The following is a 16,041-nucleotide window of genomic DNA, read 5'->3' as shown; positions in this document are numbered from 1 at the left end:
TATCAAAAGCTACTATAAAAGAGACATGCTGAACCAGAATGAAACCAGATGTGAAAATGTTAGGATAAAAGTGATATTTTTAACTAGTAGGTGACGCCGTTGAAAAAAGTTGATCAGTTAAAGCTATTACTATCTGTTGTCTACATCAGTATAGCGCCTAAGAATTTAACTAGTTCTAATGGGAGAATGCAATCTTGGGAGACGGTTATAGCTCTCACTATTCCCTTTCAGATGGTACTTTTAACCATTAACATCATACTAGACTATTTTTTAAGCGTTCATATTCCTATTGAATTGTTGTTTGTTTTAATAGGTAGCACTACGATTGTACCTGCATTGATGATTAATCATATTGTCAGTCATAATGATAATGTACAAAAAGCATGGAACTACATTTTAGAAATAGATAAAGCAGACCGTGAAGAGAAAGTCTTTTTTATCGGTGCTATTTACTTCATTACTCCAATCATTCCGTTATTACTCATCGCAGGGCTGGTAATTTGGCTTAACTAACTAAGCCCTAAACATGGCTTTTATTTTTAGATAAGTATTTATAAAGTATATAATAATCGATTAAAACGAAGTTTAGAACGGGATATGCAACAATTTATACCTAGTTTGTTAAAACAAGTGAAGTTGTGTGTATGAAAGTCCTTATTGTGTAACTTTTTGTCCTTATCTTGTTATCAGATGTCAGCATAAATCTTTAACATGCGTCTAATTGTACGGTGTTGTGATTAGTTAAGTCTGTATTTATTAAATTGTTAATAGTAAATGCGTTAGTACTTGTATTGATTCTCACAAGGTTTATCTGAAACAAGGTTAACATTTTAATGAATAAAACTTTAATTACTTCTGCTCTAGCAGTTTTACCATTACTACTATCTACACCAGCAAATGCCGATTTGAAAATTAATGGTGGTAGTGGTGCGACACCAAAAGAGTTTCCATATTTCACCTCTGTTTATAAACATTTTAAATATAATGATACTTCTGACGTGATAGTTGCAGATTTTTCTTGTGGTGGTGTGATTGTTGCTGGTCATTATCTTTTATCTGCTTCTCATTGTTTTGTTGAAAACTCGACAACGGGTGTCCCATGGTGGAATGGGCAAGATATTGGAAATCAACGCCCTAAAAAATTTAGTGGTGGTGTTGTTTTAAATACTGTCGTTGACGAAGATCTTATTGTGGGTTTAGAAGCGACTGATATTAACAGGAATAAACCAAAAACTTACGAACAAATCATTAATATTTCAGGAAAAAATAGTAAATGGACAGATTCTGATTGGTCTTCATATTTTGATATTATTGTTATAGATCTAGCTAAGTATATAAACAAGGATTTTCAATTAGAAAAAGCAGTGTTTCTTGGTAACCCTGAATCGTTACAAGAAGAAAAAAAAGCAAATGTAATAGGTTTTGGCGATACATTATGCGGACAAAATGGTAACTGTGACAAGTCTGATGCAGCATCAACACATTTATTGAAAACAAAAACTAAATTAGATACTAAATGTATTGGACTTAAACTTGAGGAATATCCAGAACCATTATCTTATTTTGTACATTACGCTCAAAAAGATGAATACGTTTGTTCAAAAAGTTTAAAATATAAACTCCCTACAAGTAAAAATAAAAGTGAAGAAGGTTATAGTAATGCAAACCATGGCGATTCTGGCGGGCCTATAATTATAACACAGCATGGTAATGATTTTACTTATGGTATTACACATGTAGGTACACTAGTACCATACTCACATACGACAAATAAAACTGTTATTTATCAAACATTCAGCAAAGATGCGATGGATGTAATAACCCAACAAATAAATGGTTGGAACGCGCCAACTGTTGTTGAAGTGAATGATATTGCAAAAGATTATAATATTATGGTTCAGAATTTAACTGTAGCTAGTGTTAATTTATTTGCCAGTGACGAATTATCTTCTAGTGATAATATTACTTTAGACTCTGATTCGGACTGTAATCGCTTAATTAAACCTTTTGACGTATGTCATTTAACCTTTAATGTTAATAATGAAAAAGATGGCTTCATAAAGTTAGGCTCTTTAGGCAGTTCACTTCAAGTGAATGTTATTAATAAGAGTAAATCTGATGATTTAATTCCTTATGATAACGATAAAATTGATGATTTGATTCCATATGATAATGATAAAATTGATGATTTAATTCCATATGATGATGACGATAACGATAATAATAATGGTGGCGGTGGCGGCAGCCTTAATTTTATAGCTCTTTTTCTGCTATTTGCTACAGCTTTACTGCGTAAACGTTGAGTTAGTAGGCAATTAAAGGTAATTCAAAGGTCACTTAGGTGGCCTTTTTTAATGGTTATATAATACGAAATTAATTCTCACCAAGATATTTCACGTAACACACTCATTAAAAACTTGTATGAAAAATAGCCAGTGATGTTTTTTGTTGCTTGCAAAATAATATACTTTTTTAGAGGTGGAATAGCTGATTTACATATTACCTCTCAATGTGTTATGCGATAAATAGATATGATTTTGGTTATTTACTCTAAATGACAGGTGTTGCATTTTTGTAAATAAATACTTTGAATTGTTATGTTGTTGTGTATTATGCACTGGCTCTGCAGCAAAATAGTGTTATTAGTCACTATTAAAATATAAAAATACAACATAACAATCGGAGATGAGCAATGGATAAATCGCTCTCAACAAAGATCTTTGTCGGTCTTTTTGCAGGTCTAATAATCGGCACAGCAATTCAATATGTTTTTAAGGATATCGCACTCTTTGATACTTACTTATTAGGGGCAGCAGAAGGGGCTGGGGGGATGTTTGTATCCCTAATCAAATTGCTTGTTGTACCTTTAGTTTTTGTGTCTATTGTCTGCGGTATCGTGGAGCTAAAAGACGTAAAAGCGTTTGGTCGTCTTGGTGGTAAAACTTTTGCGCTTTACATTATTAATACCATTATTGCGATCAGTGCAGCGCTAGCTGTAGGTATGATTTTCCAACCGGGTAAAGGCGCGAATTTAGCGGGAAGCGTGTCTGAATCCGTTAAACTGACAACAACAGAAACGCCTAATATCTTTGATTTAGTGGTGAATATCGTACCAAGCAACCCAGTTCAAGCTTTTGCTAATGGCGACATGTTACAAATCATCTTTATGGCAATTTTAACGGGGCTTGCTATTCAAGCACTAGATTCGCGTGGTGGTCCAGCTATTCGTACCTTTAAAGTGGCTAACGAAATCATGATGAAGCTGGTTGGCTTAGTAATGAGCCTTGCGCCATACGGTGTATTCGCGCTAATGATTCAATTAGGGGCAACACTGGATTCAGATACGTTGTTATCTGTTGCAGGTTACGTAGCGTTAGTTGTTAGCATGTTGGTGTTCTGGATTTTCATTTTCTATCCAATGGCAGTAAGCATTGCGACGGGCACATCACCTAAGGCATTTTTGCGTGCAACACGTGAGCAGGTTTTATTCTCGCTATCAACAGCAAGTTCAAACGCAACAATCCCAGTTACCATGCGAACCTTAACGGAAAAGTTAAACGTTTCTAAATCTGTTGCAGGTTTTGGTGTACCTCTAGGTGCAACCATGAACATGTCAGGTGTCTCTATTTATATTGCACTAGCAACCATTTTTGTGGCGAATGCATTTGGTCAACCTATTAACTCTTCAGACATTGTGACATTAGGTTTAACTATCTTGCTACTGTCTGTGGGTGCTGGTGGTGTACCGGGTGGCGGTATCGTGATGGTGGGTGTATTGCTTAACCAATTAGGATTACCAGCAGAGGGTTTAGCTATTGTTGCAGCTGTTGACCGTATTAACGATATGTTCTGTACGTCATCAAATGTAGTTGGAGATACGGCAGTAAATACCATTGTTGCTAAAACTGAAGGTGCTATTGAAGAGCCAGTAAATGCAGAAGTAAATCCTGCCTAAAAGAAATTATTGCAATGATAAAGCGGAGCTTAGGCTCCGCTTTTTTATAGTTTCTGATTGATGATTCGGATTTTAAAAGAACTCAATTTTTATCTTTAAGTTCCCGTAAATCAATTATCATTTCAGCTTATCAGGTTGATTATTAAATAAATCTAAGTTGCTCTGAATAAATCAGTAGAACGACTTGGTAATAAAATAGGCTACTGTGTTGAATTCGTTATAGTGAAAGTGCGTTTTTAACTGTGGTTTCAAATTCTTCTTGGTTTTGCTTATTCAATGTATCACTGAAGTAAACAGAATCTTCTCCAACAGGAACTCGTGCATCTGTAATTTTACCTTCGGCCACTGAAAGTATGGCATCAGCGACTAAATCAGGTGAAGGTCCATTGTTTATCATATCTACAACTTGAGGGAGAAGGTTGTTCGCTTGAGCGGCATAAGGCGTATCTTCACTTGTTGTTTTAGTGTTCGCTTTAAGCCCATTTTTTACAAACCCAGTTTTGAATAGGCCTGGCGCGATAGTATGAACCTTAATACCAAATGGACTTAGTTCATAGCGTAACGAATCAGTAATGCCCTCAACCGCATACTTGCTTGAGTTGTAATGAGTTAACAGTGGAAGCCCCATCTTACCTAAGAACGAGCCAACGTTAATGATCATACCGCTTTCGGCTTCACGCATAAATGGAATTACTGCGCGACAAGTTCTGAACACACCAAATACGTTTACATTGTATTGGAGTATGAGTTCTTCATCAGTCCCTTCTTCAACACTAGAAACGAGGCCATAACCTGCATTATTAATGAGAATATCAATTTTACCGCTATCTTTGACAATAGATTCAATAGCCGAATTGACACTATTAGTATTTGTTACATCACAGATAACCGGCGTAATAGTTAGGTCATTAGCAGTAAAATTATTTTTTAATGCCTCTCCAGTTTCAGCATTACGAACTCCTCCGTAAACTTTATATCCTTTTGCCGCAAAAAGTTTTGCTGTAGATAAGCCCATACCTGAATTTGAACCTGTAATAAATACCGTTTTCTTATTCATTTTAATATTTCCTTAATCCAGATCAATAAAGTTGTATTTAAAATACACCTTTGAAATTACAGGTGTCAACAGTTTTAAGGTGTGCAGTGATATGGAATGCTGAATAGCGTTGAAAATTTGAAAATCATGTTTTAGCCAAAGTCGAATGAAGCTTTATTGAATGTATACGGGGAATAAATTTTACTGTCGTTGCAAAGTCTCTGTGGATTACACATAAAAAATATAACCCATTACCCCCAATAGTTAATTTAATAAATGTCCTTAAATTGATACTTATAGTCTAAATGTCGTTATTAGGTGCTTGTTGAACCCATGTAAGATGTTGCCATCACATCGATATGGGGATAACAAAATGTTAAATACTAAAGACATTCGTAATATTGCGATTGTTGCTCATGTTGATCACGGCAAAACGTCACTTGTAGATCAACTATTAAGACAAGCTGATGCATTAACACGTAGAGAAAGCACACAACGATTAGTGATGGACTGTAATGCCCAAGAGCAAGAAAGAGGCATCACTATATTATCTAAAGTGACGGCTATTGACTGGAAAGGGGTAAGAATAAATATTATCGATACACCTGGACATGCTGATTTCGGTGGCGAAGTTGAACGTGTTATAGATATGGCAAATGCGGTACTTGTTATTGTTGACGCAGTTGAAGGACCGATGCCACAAACACGATTTGTTGCTCAAAAAGCGATAAATAAAGGTTTGAAACTATTGGTTGCAGTGAATAAAGTCGATCGTCCAGAGGCACAGCCAGAAAAGGCAATTGATCAACTTTATGATTTGTTTGTAACGCTAGGTGCTGATTGCGAGCAGCTCGATTTTCCAGCAGTATCATGTTCAGCGAAAGAAGCATTTGCCTATGACGCCTTTGGTGTGGCTGATACTGAAAATGGCATGGCGCCATTGTTAGACATGTTAGTTGATAATGTAGCTTCACCAACGGTAACCGTTGAACAAGAACCTGTTATTCAAATTCATCAACTTGATTACTCGGAATATCTTGGTTTGATTGGGATAGGGCGTGTTATATCAGGATCCTTTCATCGAGGTCAGAAAGTTGCGGTTAATGCGCCTGATGAAGATGCACGTTTCTGTCAGATCAAGGAAGTCTATCATCAACAAGGATTAAGTCGTGTTGCCGTTGATTACGGTGTGGCTGGCGATATTATTGCCTTAACAGGGATATCTGATATTGCGATTTCAGATATTGTTACTTCACGTGGCAATCATGTTGAGCTTGAAGCACTAGAAATTGATACGCCGACTGTTTCTGTGAAATTTAGCGTGAATGATTCTCCTTTTTCAGGACAAGAAGGTAAGGTATTACAATCTCGAGAATTAGCGGAACGCTTATATCTCGAAGCTTCACACAATGTTTCTCTGCATGTTACTGAGGCAGAAGAGGCTGGAGTATATGAAGTTTCAGGTCGTGGTGAATTACACCTTGGGGTATTAATTGAGAGTATGCGTCGAGAAGGGTACGAGTTTTCTGTATCTCGTCCGACGATCTTGATGAAATCCGATGCAGGTAAGACGCAAGAGCCTTACGAGAAATGTTACGTTGATTGTGCCAATGAATTTATGGGCAAGGTTATTGAAGAGATGGCTTACCGTAAAGCACAATTCGAGCATAGTCAGCCATTGGATAATAGTCATCAGCGATTATTATTCTTAGGCCCTAAACGTGGATTGTTAGGTATTAGACATACTTTACTAAGTTTGACTGAAGGTTCAGCAAGCATTCATAAGGAAGATGTTGGCTACGGTAAAAAAATCGTGGGAGATATCGGTTGTAGGCGTGAAGGTGTATTGGTCTCAAACGGTATTGGTAAAGCTTTAATATACTCTTTATCTTCGTTGCAAGAGCGAGGAAGATTGATGATTAACCATGGTGATCAGGTTTATCAAGGGCAAATTATTGGAGCTGCGTCTAATGACACCGATTTATGGGTGAACTGCCGCCAAGGCAAGAACCTCGTTCGTATGTGGAGAACAGTGGCAGATAAAAATTATGCCATGAAAGCCATTATGAATTTCAGTTTAGAGCAAGCGCTAACGTGGATTAATAGTGATGAACTGATTGAGGTAACGCCAAAAGCTATTCGTCTTAGAAAAGCGATGTACAGCTATTAGTTTTCAACAAAATAGGTTTAAACGTTATTGTGCATAAGCGCATGTTTTAAACGTAATTCCACTTTAAGCCCAGCAAGTATTGCTGGGCTTTTTTGTGTCTAACATTTATAGCAATAATCTATTTAATTGTAGAGATAATTCATTGCTTGTTAGGCTATTAGTTTTTACTTATCAATGATTAAGTATTGTTCGAATTTTTCTAATTGCACTGGATTATCGATACCAAAGTGCTGTTTTAATATTTGATGAAAAGACGCGACATCATTGATAAAAGTTTCTGTAACGGCATCGGCATGAGTTAACTTCAAACGATTATTTAAGAGAATATTATTGCCATGCTCTGTTCTTGCTACTGCAACTACTTGAGTTGTAAATCGTGAGTTGCTATGAGTGGATGCATAATGATTGGCATATTCAATGTCGCCATCACAGACATAGCTCATGTCTAAGCTATATTGGTTTATCCATTGCTCTTGAACTTTACATTGCAACATCATTCCAAAGAACGCATCTTCGATAAATCTAAAGGTTTGTTCCTCTACTTTTAGCACTTGATTAAACTTAATTGGTAGTGGTGCTCTGGGGGTATTTGAACCAAAACCAGTATCAACGAGCCATTGTTGTTCATTGAAAGTCACAATATTGACTAAATGCCCGCGACCTGATGGATTTTCAGTTAAGTGGACTCTACCTAACTTTTTCTCAACATTAAATTGAAGCGTTTTAAGTACGCGATTCATTAAGCTATTTAATTCAAAGCAATATCCGCCTCTATTCGAATAAACGAGCTTATTAAAGATTTTATCTTCATCAAGTTCGACAGTACGACCATTGACGATATCAAGATTTTCAAAAGGGATACTGCTATGTTGACTTTGATGCAGAGCGAATAGAGTCGTTAAATCAGGGGATGTGTTTCCTTGAAAACCGATTTTTTCTAAATAAGCTGATAGCATTTCTTTATTCATATTGGATCTCTAAACTTGTTCTTGCTGAGGGAATGCTTCAATACATTCATTTGTTAAAGCGACTTTGCACCCTCAAGTTAAGTTGAGGTCAAGGGGGAGCTGAATATTATTTACACTTAAGCCATATATTTCATCATTATGGAAACGGAGCCTAATGTGATGCAGCAAACGATAGAAAGCCAACGCTTAATTCTGAGACCATTTACGCTAACAGATGCTGAACGAGTAGCTAACTTGCTAAGTGATCAAAGAATTTCTGACATGACAGCAAATATACCTTATCCATACAGTGTGTCGGATGCACACACTTGGATTCAGCGGCATAGCAACATGTTCTTAAGCTGTACAGGTATTGTTTACGCCATCGTTTTAAAACAAACAATGGAAGTCATTGGTACGGTTAGTTTCCCGAAAATAGAAAATGGCGTAGGTGTGCTAGGGTACTGGCTGGGTGTTCCTTTTTGGGGGAATGGTTATGCGACTGAAGCGTCAAGTTTATTAGTTTCGTACATGAAAGAGCATCGTGGCTTAACACAGTTACAAGTAACCCATTTAGCTGATAACGCACGTTCAAGATCGGTTATCAACAAGCTTGGCGTCACCTATAAAGGTAATCAGATAAACCACATGCAAGGAAAAGAGCGTGAGGTTTGTGTTTACCTTTCTACATTATAAGCTCACTTTAATGACACGGTCTGACATTAAAATACATTTGCAGAATGTTGTATTAGTAATTATTAAGTTAAATTCTATCAATGACTGATGATATATCACTTAAAAGTAGTTTTGCATCATCGCTTTTAAGCTGTAATAAGGCCATGAAGAGTAGATCAGTGATAACATTCTGTGCAGTTCGCGAAGAAATTGAAGAGCTTCGAAATTGTTTTTCATCGGCAATAGTGTCAATCGTATAGTGGGCTAATTGCCGTAAGGGGCTCTTTTTTATATTTGTTAACGCAATGACTGTCGCGCCTTTGTCGTAAGCTGATTGTGCTGCCATTATTATCTCGCGCCGTTTTCCTGAAAATGAAATTGCGATGAGTATGTCGTTTTTCGTTAATGTATTCGCTGTTGCGATTTGCACATGTGTATCTTGTTCAGTGAGTGCAGTAATACCTAATTTTAACAGCTTAAAGGTGAGATCTTTGGCGGTTAATGCTGAACCCCCAATACCTACAATTTGAATACGATCCGCTTGATTTAGCCGCTTTACGATAGTTTCAAATTCTGAAAAGTTGATAGCGTTGGTTGTCGCAATCATAGCGTGTGTTTTCTCTTGTATTAACTTTTGTGCAATCGTTATTGAAGAATCATCGCTATGGATCTTGTTATGAATAGGTCTTTTGGGTTCTAGGATTGCATTCTTATGAGCAAGATCTTCGATAATGGCAAGTTTTAAAGCGGTAAACCCTTTAAAGCCAAGTCGTTGAGCAAATTTGATCACGCCAGATTGAGAAACGCCAACTTTCACCGCTAAATCTTGGCTGACATAGTTGCTTAACGAAGCTGGATCTTTAAGAATAAAGTCTAATATCTTCACTCCATTACTCGACAAGCTACTTCTTTGGTTTTGCATTCGCTCTAAAATACTCATATAGACCTAATTTTCTTGAATTAATTATTCAATGAGTTGAGAAATTATTCTCATTACATGTGTGGTTATTAAGGTTTTGAAAAATAATAAATAATTATTGTTTCAATGTGTTCTGCTTTGTAAGGTTGATTATTTTTATTCTTTAATTTTGGCATGAAATGAATAATTTTAGTTGTGATTATTGTCACTTAATCGAATTTTTTATTCTATATGATGCCTCTCAAACCTAATCTCCAAGTGAAGAGAGCTGATGATGAAAATTGACTTAACAACCTTAGTGACAGAAAGCCGAAATAAAGATAGTGAAAATATCGATATGCTATCAACGGTTGAGATGTTGAAAGTTATCAATCAAGAAGACAAGAAAGTGGCACTTGCAGTAGAAGCCATTATTCCTGAAATTGCCAAGGTTGTTGATCTTATCGCTAATGCTTTCCAATCTGGTGGACGTTTGATTTATACCGGTGCAGGTACGTCTGGTCGATTAGGTATTTTAGATGCCAGTGAATGTCCTCCTACATATGGCTCTAATCCCGACTTGGTGGTTGGTTTAATTGCTGGTGGACATACAGCGATTTTAAAGGCAGTTGAAAATGCAGAAGATAATGTTGAATTAGGAGCTAGTGACTTACAACAGGTTGGTTTTAATGAAAAAGATGTGCTTGTTGGTATTGCTGCAAGCGGACGTACGCCGTATGTCTTAGGTGCAATGAATTACGCAAAAAGTATCGGTGCAACCGTTGCTACATTAAGTTGCAATGCGAATAGTGCAATGACGCAGATCGCAGATATTTCATTAACAGCTGTTGTTGGACCTGAAGTGGTAACGGGCTCTTCAAGAATGAAGGCCGGTACAGCGCAGAAACTAGTACTAAATATGTTAACCACAGGGGCAATGATCCGAACTGGGAAAGTCTTTGGTAATTTGATGGTCGATGTTGAAGCGACCAATGCAAAACTTATTCAACGTCAACATAATATTGTGGTAGAAGCTACAGGGTGTAGTGAATCAAAAGCTGCAGAGGCATTGGCGCAGTGTAATAACCATTGTAAAACCGCAATCCTTATGATTTTACTTAATATTGATGCTGAGTTGGCGGCAGCAAAACTCGGTAAACATAATGGCTTTATTCGTCATGCACTTTTAGACCAAGAATGATCAAACAATAGGTTTTATTAAGGAGCATAAGATGGCCAAAATAACAGCGTCAATGATACAAGAAATAATCACTGCAATTGGTGGTAAAGCGAACGTTATCAAATGCGGTAATTGTATGACGCGATTACGCCTTACTTTAAAAGATGACAGTTTAGCGGATCGAGATTCAATTAAGCGCATTACAGGCGTGATGGGATTAGTAGAAAGCGATGATCAACTTCAGATCGTTTTAGGCCCAGGTAAAGCACAGACTGCAGCTGAAATGATGAATAACATGCTTGATAATGATCAGGTAGATGAAACTGAAGTACCTAAGAATAATACTGATCTGAAAGATGTGGCTTCTGCACATAAACAGCAATTAAAGAAAAAACAAACAAGTGCTGCACAACGCTTTTTGAGCAAGTTTGCAACCATATTTACGCCTTTAATTCCCGGTTTCATTGCCGCAGGGTTATTATTAGGTATAGCTACCTTACTAGAACAATTATTTGTGACTGGTCAGCCATCACCTAGTGCACATTTACTTGATTTAATCGCTTATATGAAAGTCTTTAGTAAAGGCTTATTCAGTTTCCTCAGTATTCTTATTGGTTACAACGCGCAACAAGCGTTTGGCGGTTCGGGGGTTAACGGTGCAATTTTGGCTTCACTGTTCGTACTCGGCTACAACCCAGATGCAACGTCTGGCATTTTCTCTGGAATGAACGACTTTTTCGGCAATGGTATAGATCCACGAGGCAATATTATAGGGGTTCTGATTGCTGCCATTATTGGTGCTGGCGTTGAGAAAAAAGTCCGCCAATTTATTCCAGATAATTTAGATATGATTTTAACTTCTATGATCACCTTGTTGATTATGGGGGCAGTGACCTTTGTGATTATCATGCCAATTGGTGGTGAGCTATTTAAAGGCATGTCATGGTTATTTATTAACTTAAATGGTAATCCATTCGGCAGTGCGATCTTAGCAGGTTTATTCTTAATTTCAGTAATGTTTGGTATCCACCAAGGTTTTGTTCCTGTTTATTTTGCACTTATGGACGCACAAGGGTTTAACTCACTTTTCCCGATTTTAGCCATGGCGGGAGCAGGGCAAGTAGGTGCAGCACTGGCTTTATATGCTAAAGCGAAAAAAGAATCTTTGTTACGTGTGCAGGTCAAAGGGGCGCTCATTCCTGGATTATTAGGTATCGGCGAGCCGCTTATCTATGGTGTGACATTACCACGGGTTAAACCTTTTGTTACTGCATGTGTGGGGGGCTCTGCTGGTGGTTTCTTTATTGGGTTAGTAGCGTACCTGGGATTACCGATTGGTTTAAACACAGTATTTGGTCCATCTGGTATTGTTGCTTTACCTCTAATGACCTCAAGTTCTGGTATCTTTGCTGGAATGGCAATATTCACCATTGGTTTGCTGATCGCTTATATTGTAGGTTTTGTAGCAACATGGTTCTTTGGTACGAAAAATGTCGATTTAAGTTAATACTAAATCGTTATTGAGCCGTTGTTGAGAAAATGAAAATCTAATTCATAACGGATGTATTAATAAAAAGCGGAGCAAAAGGCTCCGCTTTGTTGTTTGTTACTTCAGAGAACGACATAGTCTGAAATAATAATATTATTGAGATATTTCTTTTAACTTATCGATAATAGGTTTTGACGTAATCATCATTGGTTGTGAATTCTCGAATCCCATTTTATTTTCTTTAACTGTGATTCTGGCTTTTGCCGCGATGAAGGCCATTATAAATGAAGCATTTTGTGCAAGCTGTTCTTTAAAGAAAGCTTCACCAAAATAAGTAAATTCAGAGGTGTTTGTACAACCAAATGATGGTTGGTTTGGATTACTCGCTGTAATAACTAAAGTATGTAAATCTGCAATTTCATTAGCGAATTGTCCTGAGAAACACGATGAAACCACGACAACTTTCCACTTTATTTTTGACTCAACGAGGGATTTTTTAAGATCTTTGGGTTTTATTAACTCTTTGTGATGCGGCCAAAATTTAGAGTGTAAGCCTTTTTCAAAAGAACCATGTCCAGTCAGAAAAAGAAAAACAATATCTTCATTTTTCTCGATAGTGTTACCAATATTTTTTAATACATTATCAAGATTCGATAGTGTAGCCATCGGAGCTTCATTGATAGTTGATGAGTGATTAATCAATGTAACAGAGCGTCCTTTGGTATCAAATTTGTTATCAAATAACTGTTGTGCATATTTAACTTCTTTACTAAATACGTTCTGACTAGAGTCTGCCGCAAAACCTACAAAATATAAGTCTGTTTTATTTGGGCGTTGTGGTAATAATTTTGAAGTTTGCTGTTCAACCAAAGATGGTTGAGCTAGTAGAAGTTCCTTCGACGCACAGCCTGAAAGAATCGCGAAAGAAAGTGCGATAAGTATTAATTTAGGAACAGAAGTAATGAGCTGAATGATTGCATTTAACATGTTATTTCTTGATCTTTTTAGTCATCGATAGCTCTTTATACGAAACTGGAGACTTAAATTAGAGCAATAAATACAGTTTATCGAGTGAGTTCACAACCTCATTTGTAATGCATTTATTTACATTGTAAGCATAAAACCTTTGTTAATTTAGTAGCTGAAAGAGTAGATTTCGCGATTATAAATCTTCTGTAAATAATGAATAAAAAAGCCGCCATAGCTGGGTTAAACTATGGCGGCAAAATGGTAATACCTAGGTAGGTAGTCGGATATTACCAATGTAGTAGCTATTTATTAAATCTTATTAGTAAAGGTACGGCTAATCACGTCTTGTTGCTGTTCACGAGTCAATGAGTTGAAACGCACTGCGTAACCAGAAACACGAATTGTTAGCTGTGGGTATTTCTCTGGGTGCTCAACAGCATCAAGTAACATGTCACGGTTTAATACGTTCACGTTTAGGTGTTGACCACCTTCGATGCCATCTGTTGCGCCTGCTGCTTCGTGGTGGAAGTAACCATCCATTAGTGCTGCAAGGTTTTGTTTCTGTGTTTCTTCATCTTTACCTAATGCATTTGGCACGATAGAGAAGGTGTATGAGATACCGTCTTTCGCGTAAGCAAATGGTAGTTTAGATACAGATGTTAGCGATGCAACCGCACCGTTTTCATCACGACCGTGCATTGGGTTTGCACCAGGGCCGAAAGGCATACCAGCACGACGACCACAAGGTGTATTACCTGTTTTCTTACCGTACACAACGTTTGATGTGATGGTTAAGATTGATTGTGTTGGAATTGCTTCACGGTACATGTGCATCTTCTGAATTTTCTTCATGAAGCGCTCAACAAGGTCGCAAGCGATATCATCAACACGTGGATCGTTGTTACCGAATTTAGGGTAGTCACCTTCGATGTTAAAATCGATTGCTACGCCATCTTCGTCACGTACTGGTGTTACTTTCGCAAATTTAATTGCAGATAGTGAATCAGCAACAACAGAAAGACCTGCAATACCACATGCCATAGTACGGCGTACATCGCGATCCATTAATGCCATTAGTGATGCTTCGTAGCTGTAACGGTCGTGAGAGTAGTGGATGATGTTTAGTGCTGTCACGTATTGTGTTGCTAACCAATCTAGCATTGAATCAAAGCGTGGCATTAGTGAATCAAAGTCTAATACTTCATCTTCAATTTTCGCTACTTGTGGGCCAACTTGTGCTTTAGATTTTTCATCAATACCGCCGTTAATGGTGTATAGCAGACCTTTTGCAAGGTTAGCGCGTGCACCAAAGAACTGCATGTGTTTACCAACAACCTGTGGGCTTACACAACATGCGATTGCGTAGTCATCGTTGTTGAAATCAGGTCGCATTAGATCATCGTTTTCGTATTGAACAGATGATGTTTCAATCGATACTTTCGCTGCGTACTTTTTAAAGGCAATAGGGAGTTGCTCAGACCAAAGAATAGTCATGTTTGGCTCTGGCGCAGGACCCATTGTGTGTAGTGTGTGTAGGTAACGGAATGTGCTCTTTGTTACTAAAGTACGACCGTCAACACCCATACCAGCCATTGCTTCTGTTGCCCAGATTGGGTCGCCAGAGAACAGTGAATCGTACTCAGGTGTACGTAAGAAACGAACCATACGTAGCTTCATGATGAAGTGGTCGATCATCTCTTGCGCTTCTTGCTCGTTGATCAAGCCGTTTTGAATATCACGCTCGATAAATACATCAAGGAATGTTGATGTACGACCTAGTGACATTGCTGCGCCGTTTTGAGATTTAACCGCTGCTAGGTAGCCAAAGTAAGTGAACTGAATCGCTTCTTGTGCTGTGCGAGCAGGAGCAGACATATCGATGCCGTATTTCAAGCCCATTTGACGGATGTCTTCTAGTGCTTGAACTTGATCTGCTAACTCTTCACGTAGGCGAAGTGTTTTTTCTAGATCATTGCCTTGCTCTAGGAATGCTTGAGTTGACTTGTATTGTTCTTGCTTGTCAGCTTTTAGAAAATCAATACCGTATAGCGCTAGACGACGGTAGTCACCAATGATACGACCGCGACCGTAAGCATCTGGAAGACCTGTGATAATTCCAGATTTACGACATGCTAGAATTTCTTTAGTGTATAGGTCGAAACATGCTTTGTTGTGTGTTTTACGGTAGTCAGTGAAGATTTTCTCTACACTTTCATCAAGCTTGCGACCGTATACTTCACATGAGTTTTTCACCATACGAATACCACCGTTAGCGATGATTGAACGCTTAAGTGGTTTATCAGTTTGTAGACCTACGATTTTTTCTAGATCTTTGTTGATGTAGCCTGCATCGTGAGAAGTAATTGTTGATGGTAAATCAGTATCGAAATCAACCGGCGCGTGAGTGCGGCTTTCTTCTTTAATACCTTCTAGAACGGTATTCCATAGTGATGTTGTTGTTTCTGTAACATCAGCTAGGAAAGACTCATCCCCTTCATAAGGCGTGTAGTTAGTTTGGATGAAGTCACGAGTGTTAACTTCTTGCTGCCAGTTGCCCGCGCTAAAACCTTTCCACGCTTCTAACATTTCTGTAGTAGGGATTGTCATAATGTTTACCTCAATAGGTGATATATGCGAATGCGTTATGATGAGACTGACTCACCATAAACTTAAAATCTGATGTGTGTTGAGCACGATCGGCTGATTTTTATTCACTGCTTTT

At 37.7% G+C, this 16,041-nt stretch carries 12 protein-coding genes; 7 read left to right on the top strand and 5 right to left on the bottom strand.

Features of this window, described 5'->3' with window-relative positions:
- Positions 1-99 precede the first annotated feature (99 nt).
- The 3 genes from BTO08_RS19880 to BTO08_RS19870 all read left to right on the top strand — a co-directional run bounded on the left by BTO08_RS19880 (position 100) and on the right by BTO08_RS19870 (position 3,955).
- Positions 100-513: a hypothetical protein gene (locus BTO08_RS19880; RefSeq protein ID WP_146108451.1), complete on the top strand. Its 414-nt coding sequence runs from the start codon at positions 100-102 to the stop codon at positions 511-513.
- A 320-nt stretch (positions 514-833) separates the two neighbouring features.
- Positions 834-2,303 (top strand): trypsin-like serine protease, encoded by a 1,470-nt coding sequence (locus BTO08_RS19875; RefSeq protein WP_105062313.1) that lies wholly within the window; start codon positions 834-836, stop codon positions 2,301-2,303.
- Between the two features lie 389 nt (positions 2,304-2,692).
- Positions 2,693-3,955 (top strand): dicarboxylate/amino acid:cation symporter, encoded by a 1,263-nt coding sequence (locus BTO08_RS19870; protein ID WP_105062312.1) that lies wholly within the window; start codon positions 2,693-2,695, stop codon positions 3,953-3,955.
- A gap of 217 nt (positions 3,956-4,172) precedes the next feature.
- On the opposite strand, the gene BTO08_RS19865 is transcribed toward BTO08_RS19870, so the two are convergent.
- Positions 4,173-5,012, bottom strand: a complete 840-nt coding sequence (locus BTO08_RS19865) for an SDR family oxidoreductase (RefSeq protein ID WP_105062311.1) — start codon at positions 5,010-5,012, stop codon at positions 4,173-4,175.
- A 352-nt stretch (positions 5,013-5,364) separates the two neighbouring features.
- On the opposite strand from BTO08_RS19865, the gene BTO08_RS19860 reads away from it, so the two are divergent.
- A complete protein-coding gene (locus tag BTO08_RS19860; protein ID WP_105062310.1) occupies positions 5,365-7,161 on the top strand; it encodes a GTP-binding protein in 1,797 nt (598 codons plus the stop codon).
- 164 nt (positions 7,162-7,325) lie between these two features.
- Here BTO08_RS19860 and BTO08_RS19855 read toward each other — a convergent pair whose 3' ends face one another.
- Positions 7,326-8,129: an arylamine N-acetyltransferase family protein gene (locus BTO08_RS19855; protein WP_105062309.1), complete on the bottom strand. Its 804-nt coding sequence runs from the start codon at positions 8,127-8,129 to the stop codon at positions 7,326-7,328.
- A 159-nt stretch (positions 8,130-8,288) separates the two neighbouring features.
- On the opposite strand from BTO08_RS19855, the gene BTO08_RS19850 reads away from it, so the two are divergent.
- Positions 8,289-8,804, top strand: coding sequence for a GNAT family N-acetyltransferase (locus BTO08_RS19850; protein WP_105062308.1), 516 nt, complete (start codon positions 8,289-8,291; stop codon positions 8,802-8,804).
- Between the two features lie 67 nt (positions 8,805-8,871).
- On the opposite strand, the gene BTO08_RS19845 is transcribed toward BTO08_RS19850, so the two are convergent.
- A complete protein-coding gene (locus BTO08_RS19845; protein WP_105062307.1) occupies positions 8,872-9,723 on the bottom strand; it encodes an SIS domain-containing protein in 852 nt (283 codons plus the stop codon).
- 253 nt (positions 9,724-9,976) lie between these two features.
- Between BTO08_RS19845 and murQ the strand changes: the two genes are divergently transcribed.
- Both murQ and murP read left to right on the top strand, forming a co-directional pair.
- Complete coding sequence (gene murQ / locus BTO08_RS19840) at positions 9,977-10,882, top strand: N-acetylmuramic acid 6-phosphate etherase (protein ID WP_105062306.1); 906 nt, start codon at positions 9,977-9,979, stop codon at positions 10,880-10,882.
- A 31-nt stretch (positions 10,883-10,913) separates the two neighbouring features.
- Positions 10,914-12,368, top strand: a complete 1,455-nt coding sequence (gene murP, locus BTO08_RS19835; RefSeq protein ID WP_105062305.1) for a PTS N-acetylmuramic acid transporter subunit IIBC — start codon at positions 10,914-10,916, stop codon at positions 12,366-12,368.
- 135 nt (positions 12,369-12,503) lie between these two features.
- Here murP and BTO08_RS19830 read toward each other — a convergent pair whose 3' ends face one another.
- A complete protein-coding gene (locus BTO08_RS19830) occupies positions 12,504-13,337 on the bottom strand; it encodes a C13 family peptidase (RefSeq protein WP_105062304.1) in 834 nt (277 codons plus the stop codon).
- A gap of 291 nt (positions 13,338-13,628) precedes the next feature.
- Positions 13,629-15,926 carry a formate C-acetyltransferase gene (pflB, locus tag BTO08_RS19825; RefSeq protein ID WP_105062303.1) on the bottom strand — a complete coding sequence of 766 codons (2,298 nt, stop codon included), beginning with the start codon at positions 15,924-15,926 and terminating at the stop codon, positions 13,629-13,631.
- Between the last annotated feature and the right edge of the window lie 115 nt (positions 15,927-16,041).

It is taken from the genome of Photobacterium angustum, assembly GCF_002954615.1.
GTDB classification, from domain to species: Bacteria; Pseudomonadota; Gammaproteobacteria; order Enterobacterales; family Vibrionaceae; genus Photobacterium; species Photobacterium angustum_A.
Note: the sequence above shows the minus strand (reverse complement) of the source record. Positions and strands in the feature narration are given on the sequence as shown.

Excerpts from the sequence above, each read along its gene's own strand:
- BTO08_RS19875 (WP_105062313.1), top strand. The coding sequence starts at position 834 with ATGAATAAAACTTTAATTACTTCTGCTCTAGCAGTTTTACCATTACTA.
- BTO08_RS19870 (WP_105062312.1), top strand. The coding sequence starts at position 2,693 with ATGGATAAATCGCTCTCAACAAAGATCTTTGTCGGTCTTTTTGCAGGT.
- BTO08_RS19865 (WP_105062311.1), bottom strand. The coding sequence starts at position 5,012 with ATGAATAAGAAAACGGTATTTATTACAGGTTCAAATTCAGGTATGGGC.
- BTO08_RS19860 (WP_105062310.1), top strand. The coding sequence starts at position 5,365 with ATGTTAAATACTAAAGACATTCGTAATATTGCGATTGTTGCTCATGTT.
- BTO08_RS19855 (WP_105062309.1), bottom strand. The coding sequence starts at position 8,129 with ATGAATAAAGAAATGCTATCAGCTTATTTAGAAAAAATCGGTTTTCAA.
- BTO08_RS19850 (WP_105062308.1), top strand. The coding sequence starts at position 8,289 with ATGCAGCAAACGATAGAAAGCCAACGCTTAATTCTGAGACCATTTACG.
- BTO08_RS19845 (WP_105062307.1), bottom strand. The coding sequence starts at position 9,723 with ATGAGTATTTTAGAGCGAATGCAAAACCAAAGAAGTAGCTTGTCGAGT.
- murQ (WP_105062306.1), top strand. The coding sequence starts at position 9,977 with ATGAAAATTGACTTAACAACCTTAGTGACAGAAAGCCGAAATAAAGAT.
- murP (WP_105062305.1), top strand. The coding sequence starts at position 10,914 with ATGGCCAAAATAACAGCGTCAATGATACAAGAAATAATCACTGCAATT.
- BTO08_RS19830 (WP_105062304.1), bottom strand. The coding sequence starts at position 13,337 with ATGTTAAATGCAATCATTCAGCTCATTACTTCTGTTCCTAAATTAATA.
- pflB (WP_105062303.1), bottom strand. The coding sequence starts at position 15,926 with ATGACAATCCCTACTACAGAAATGTTAGAAGCGTGGAAAGGTTTTAGC.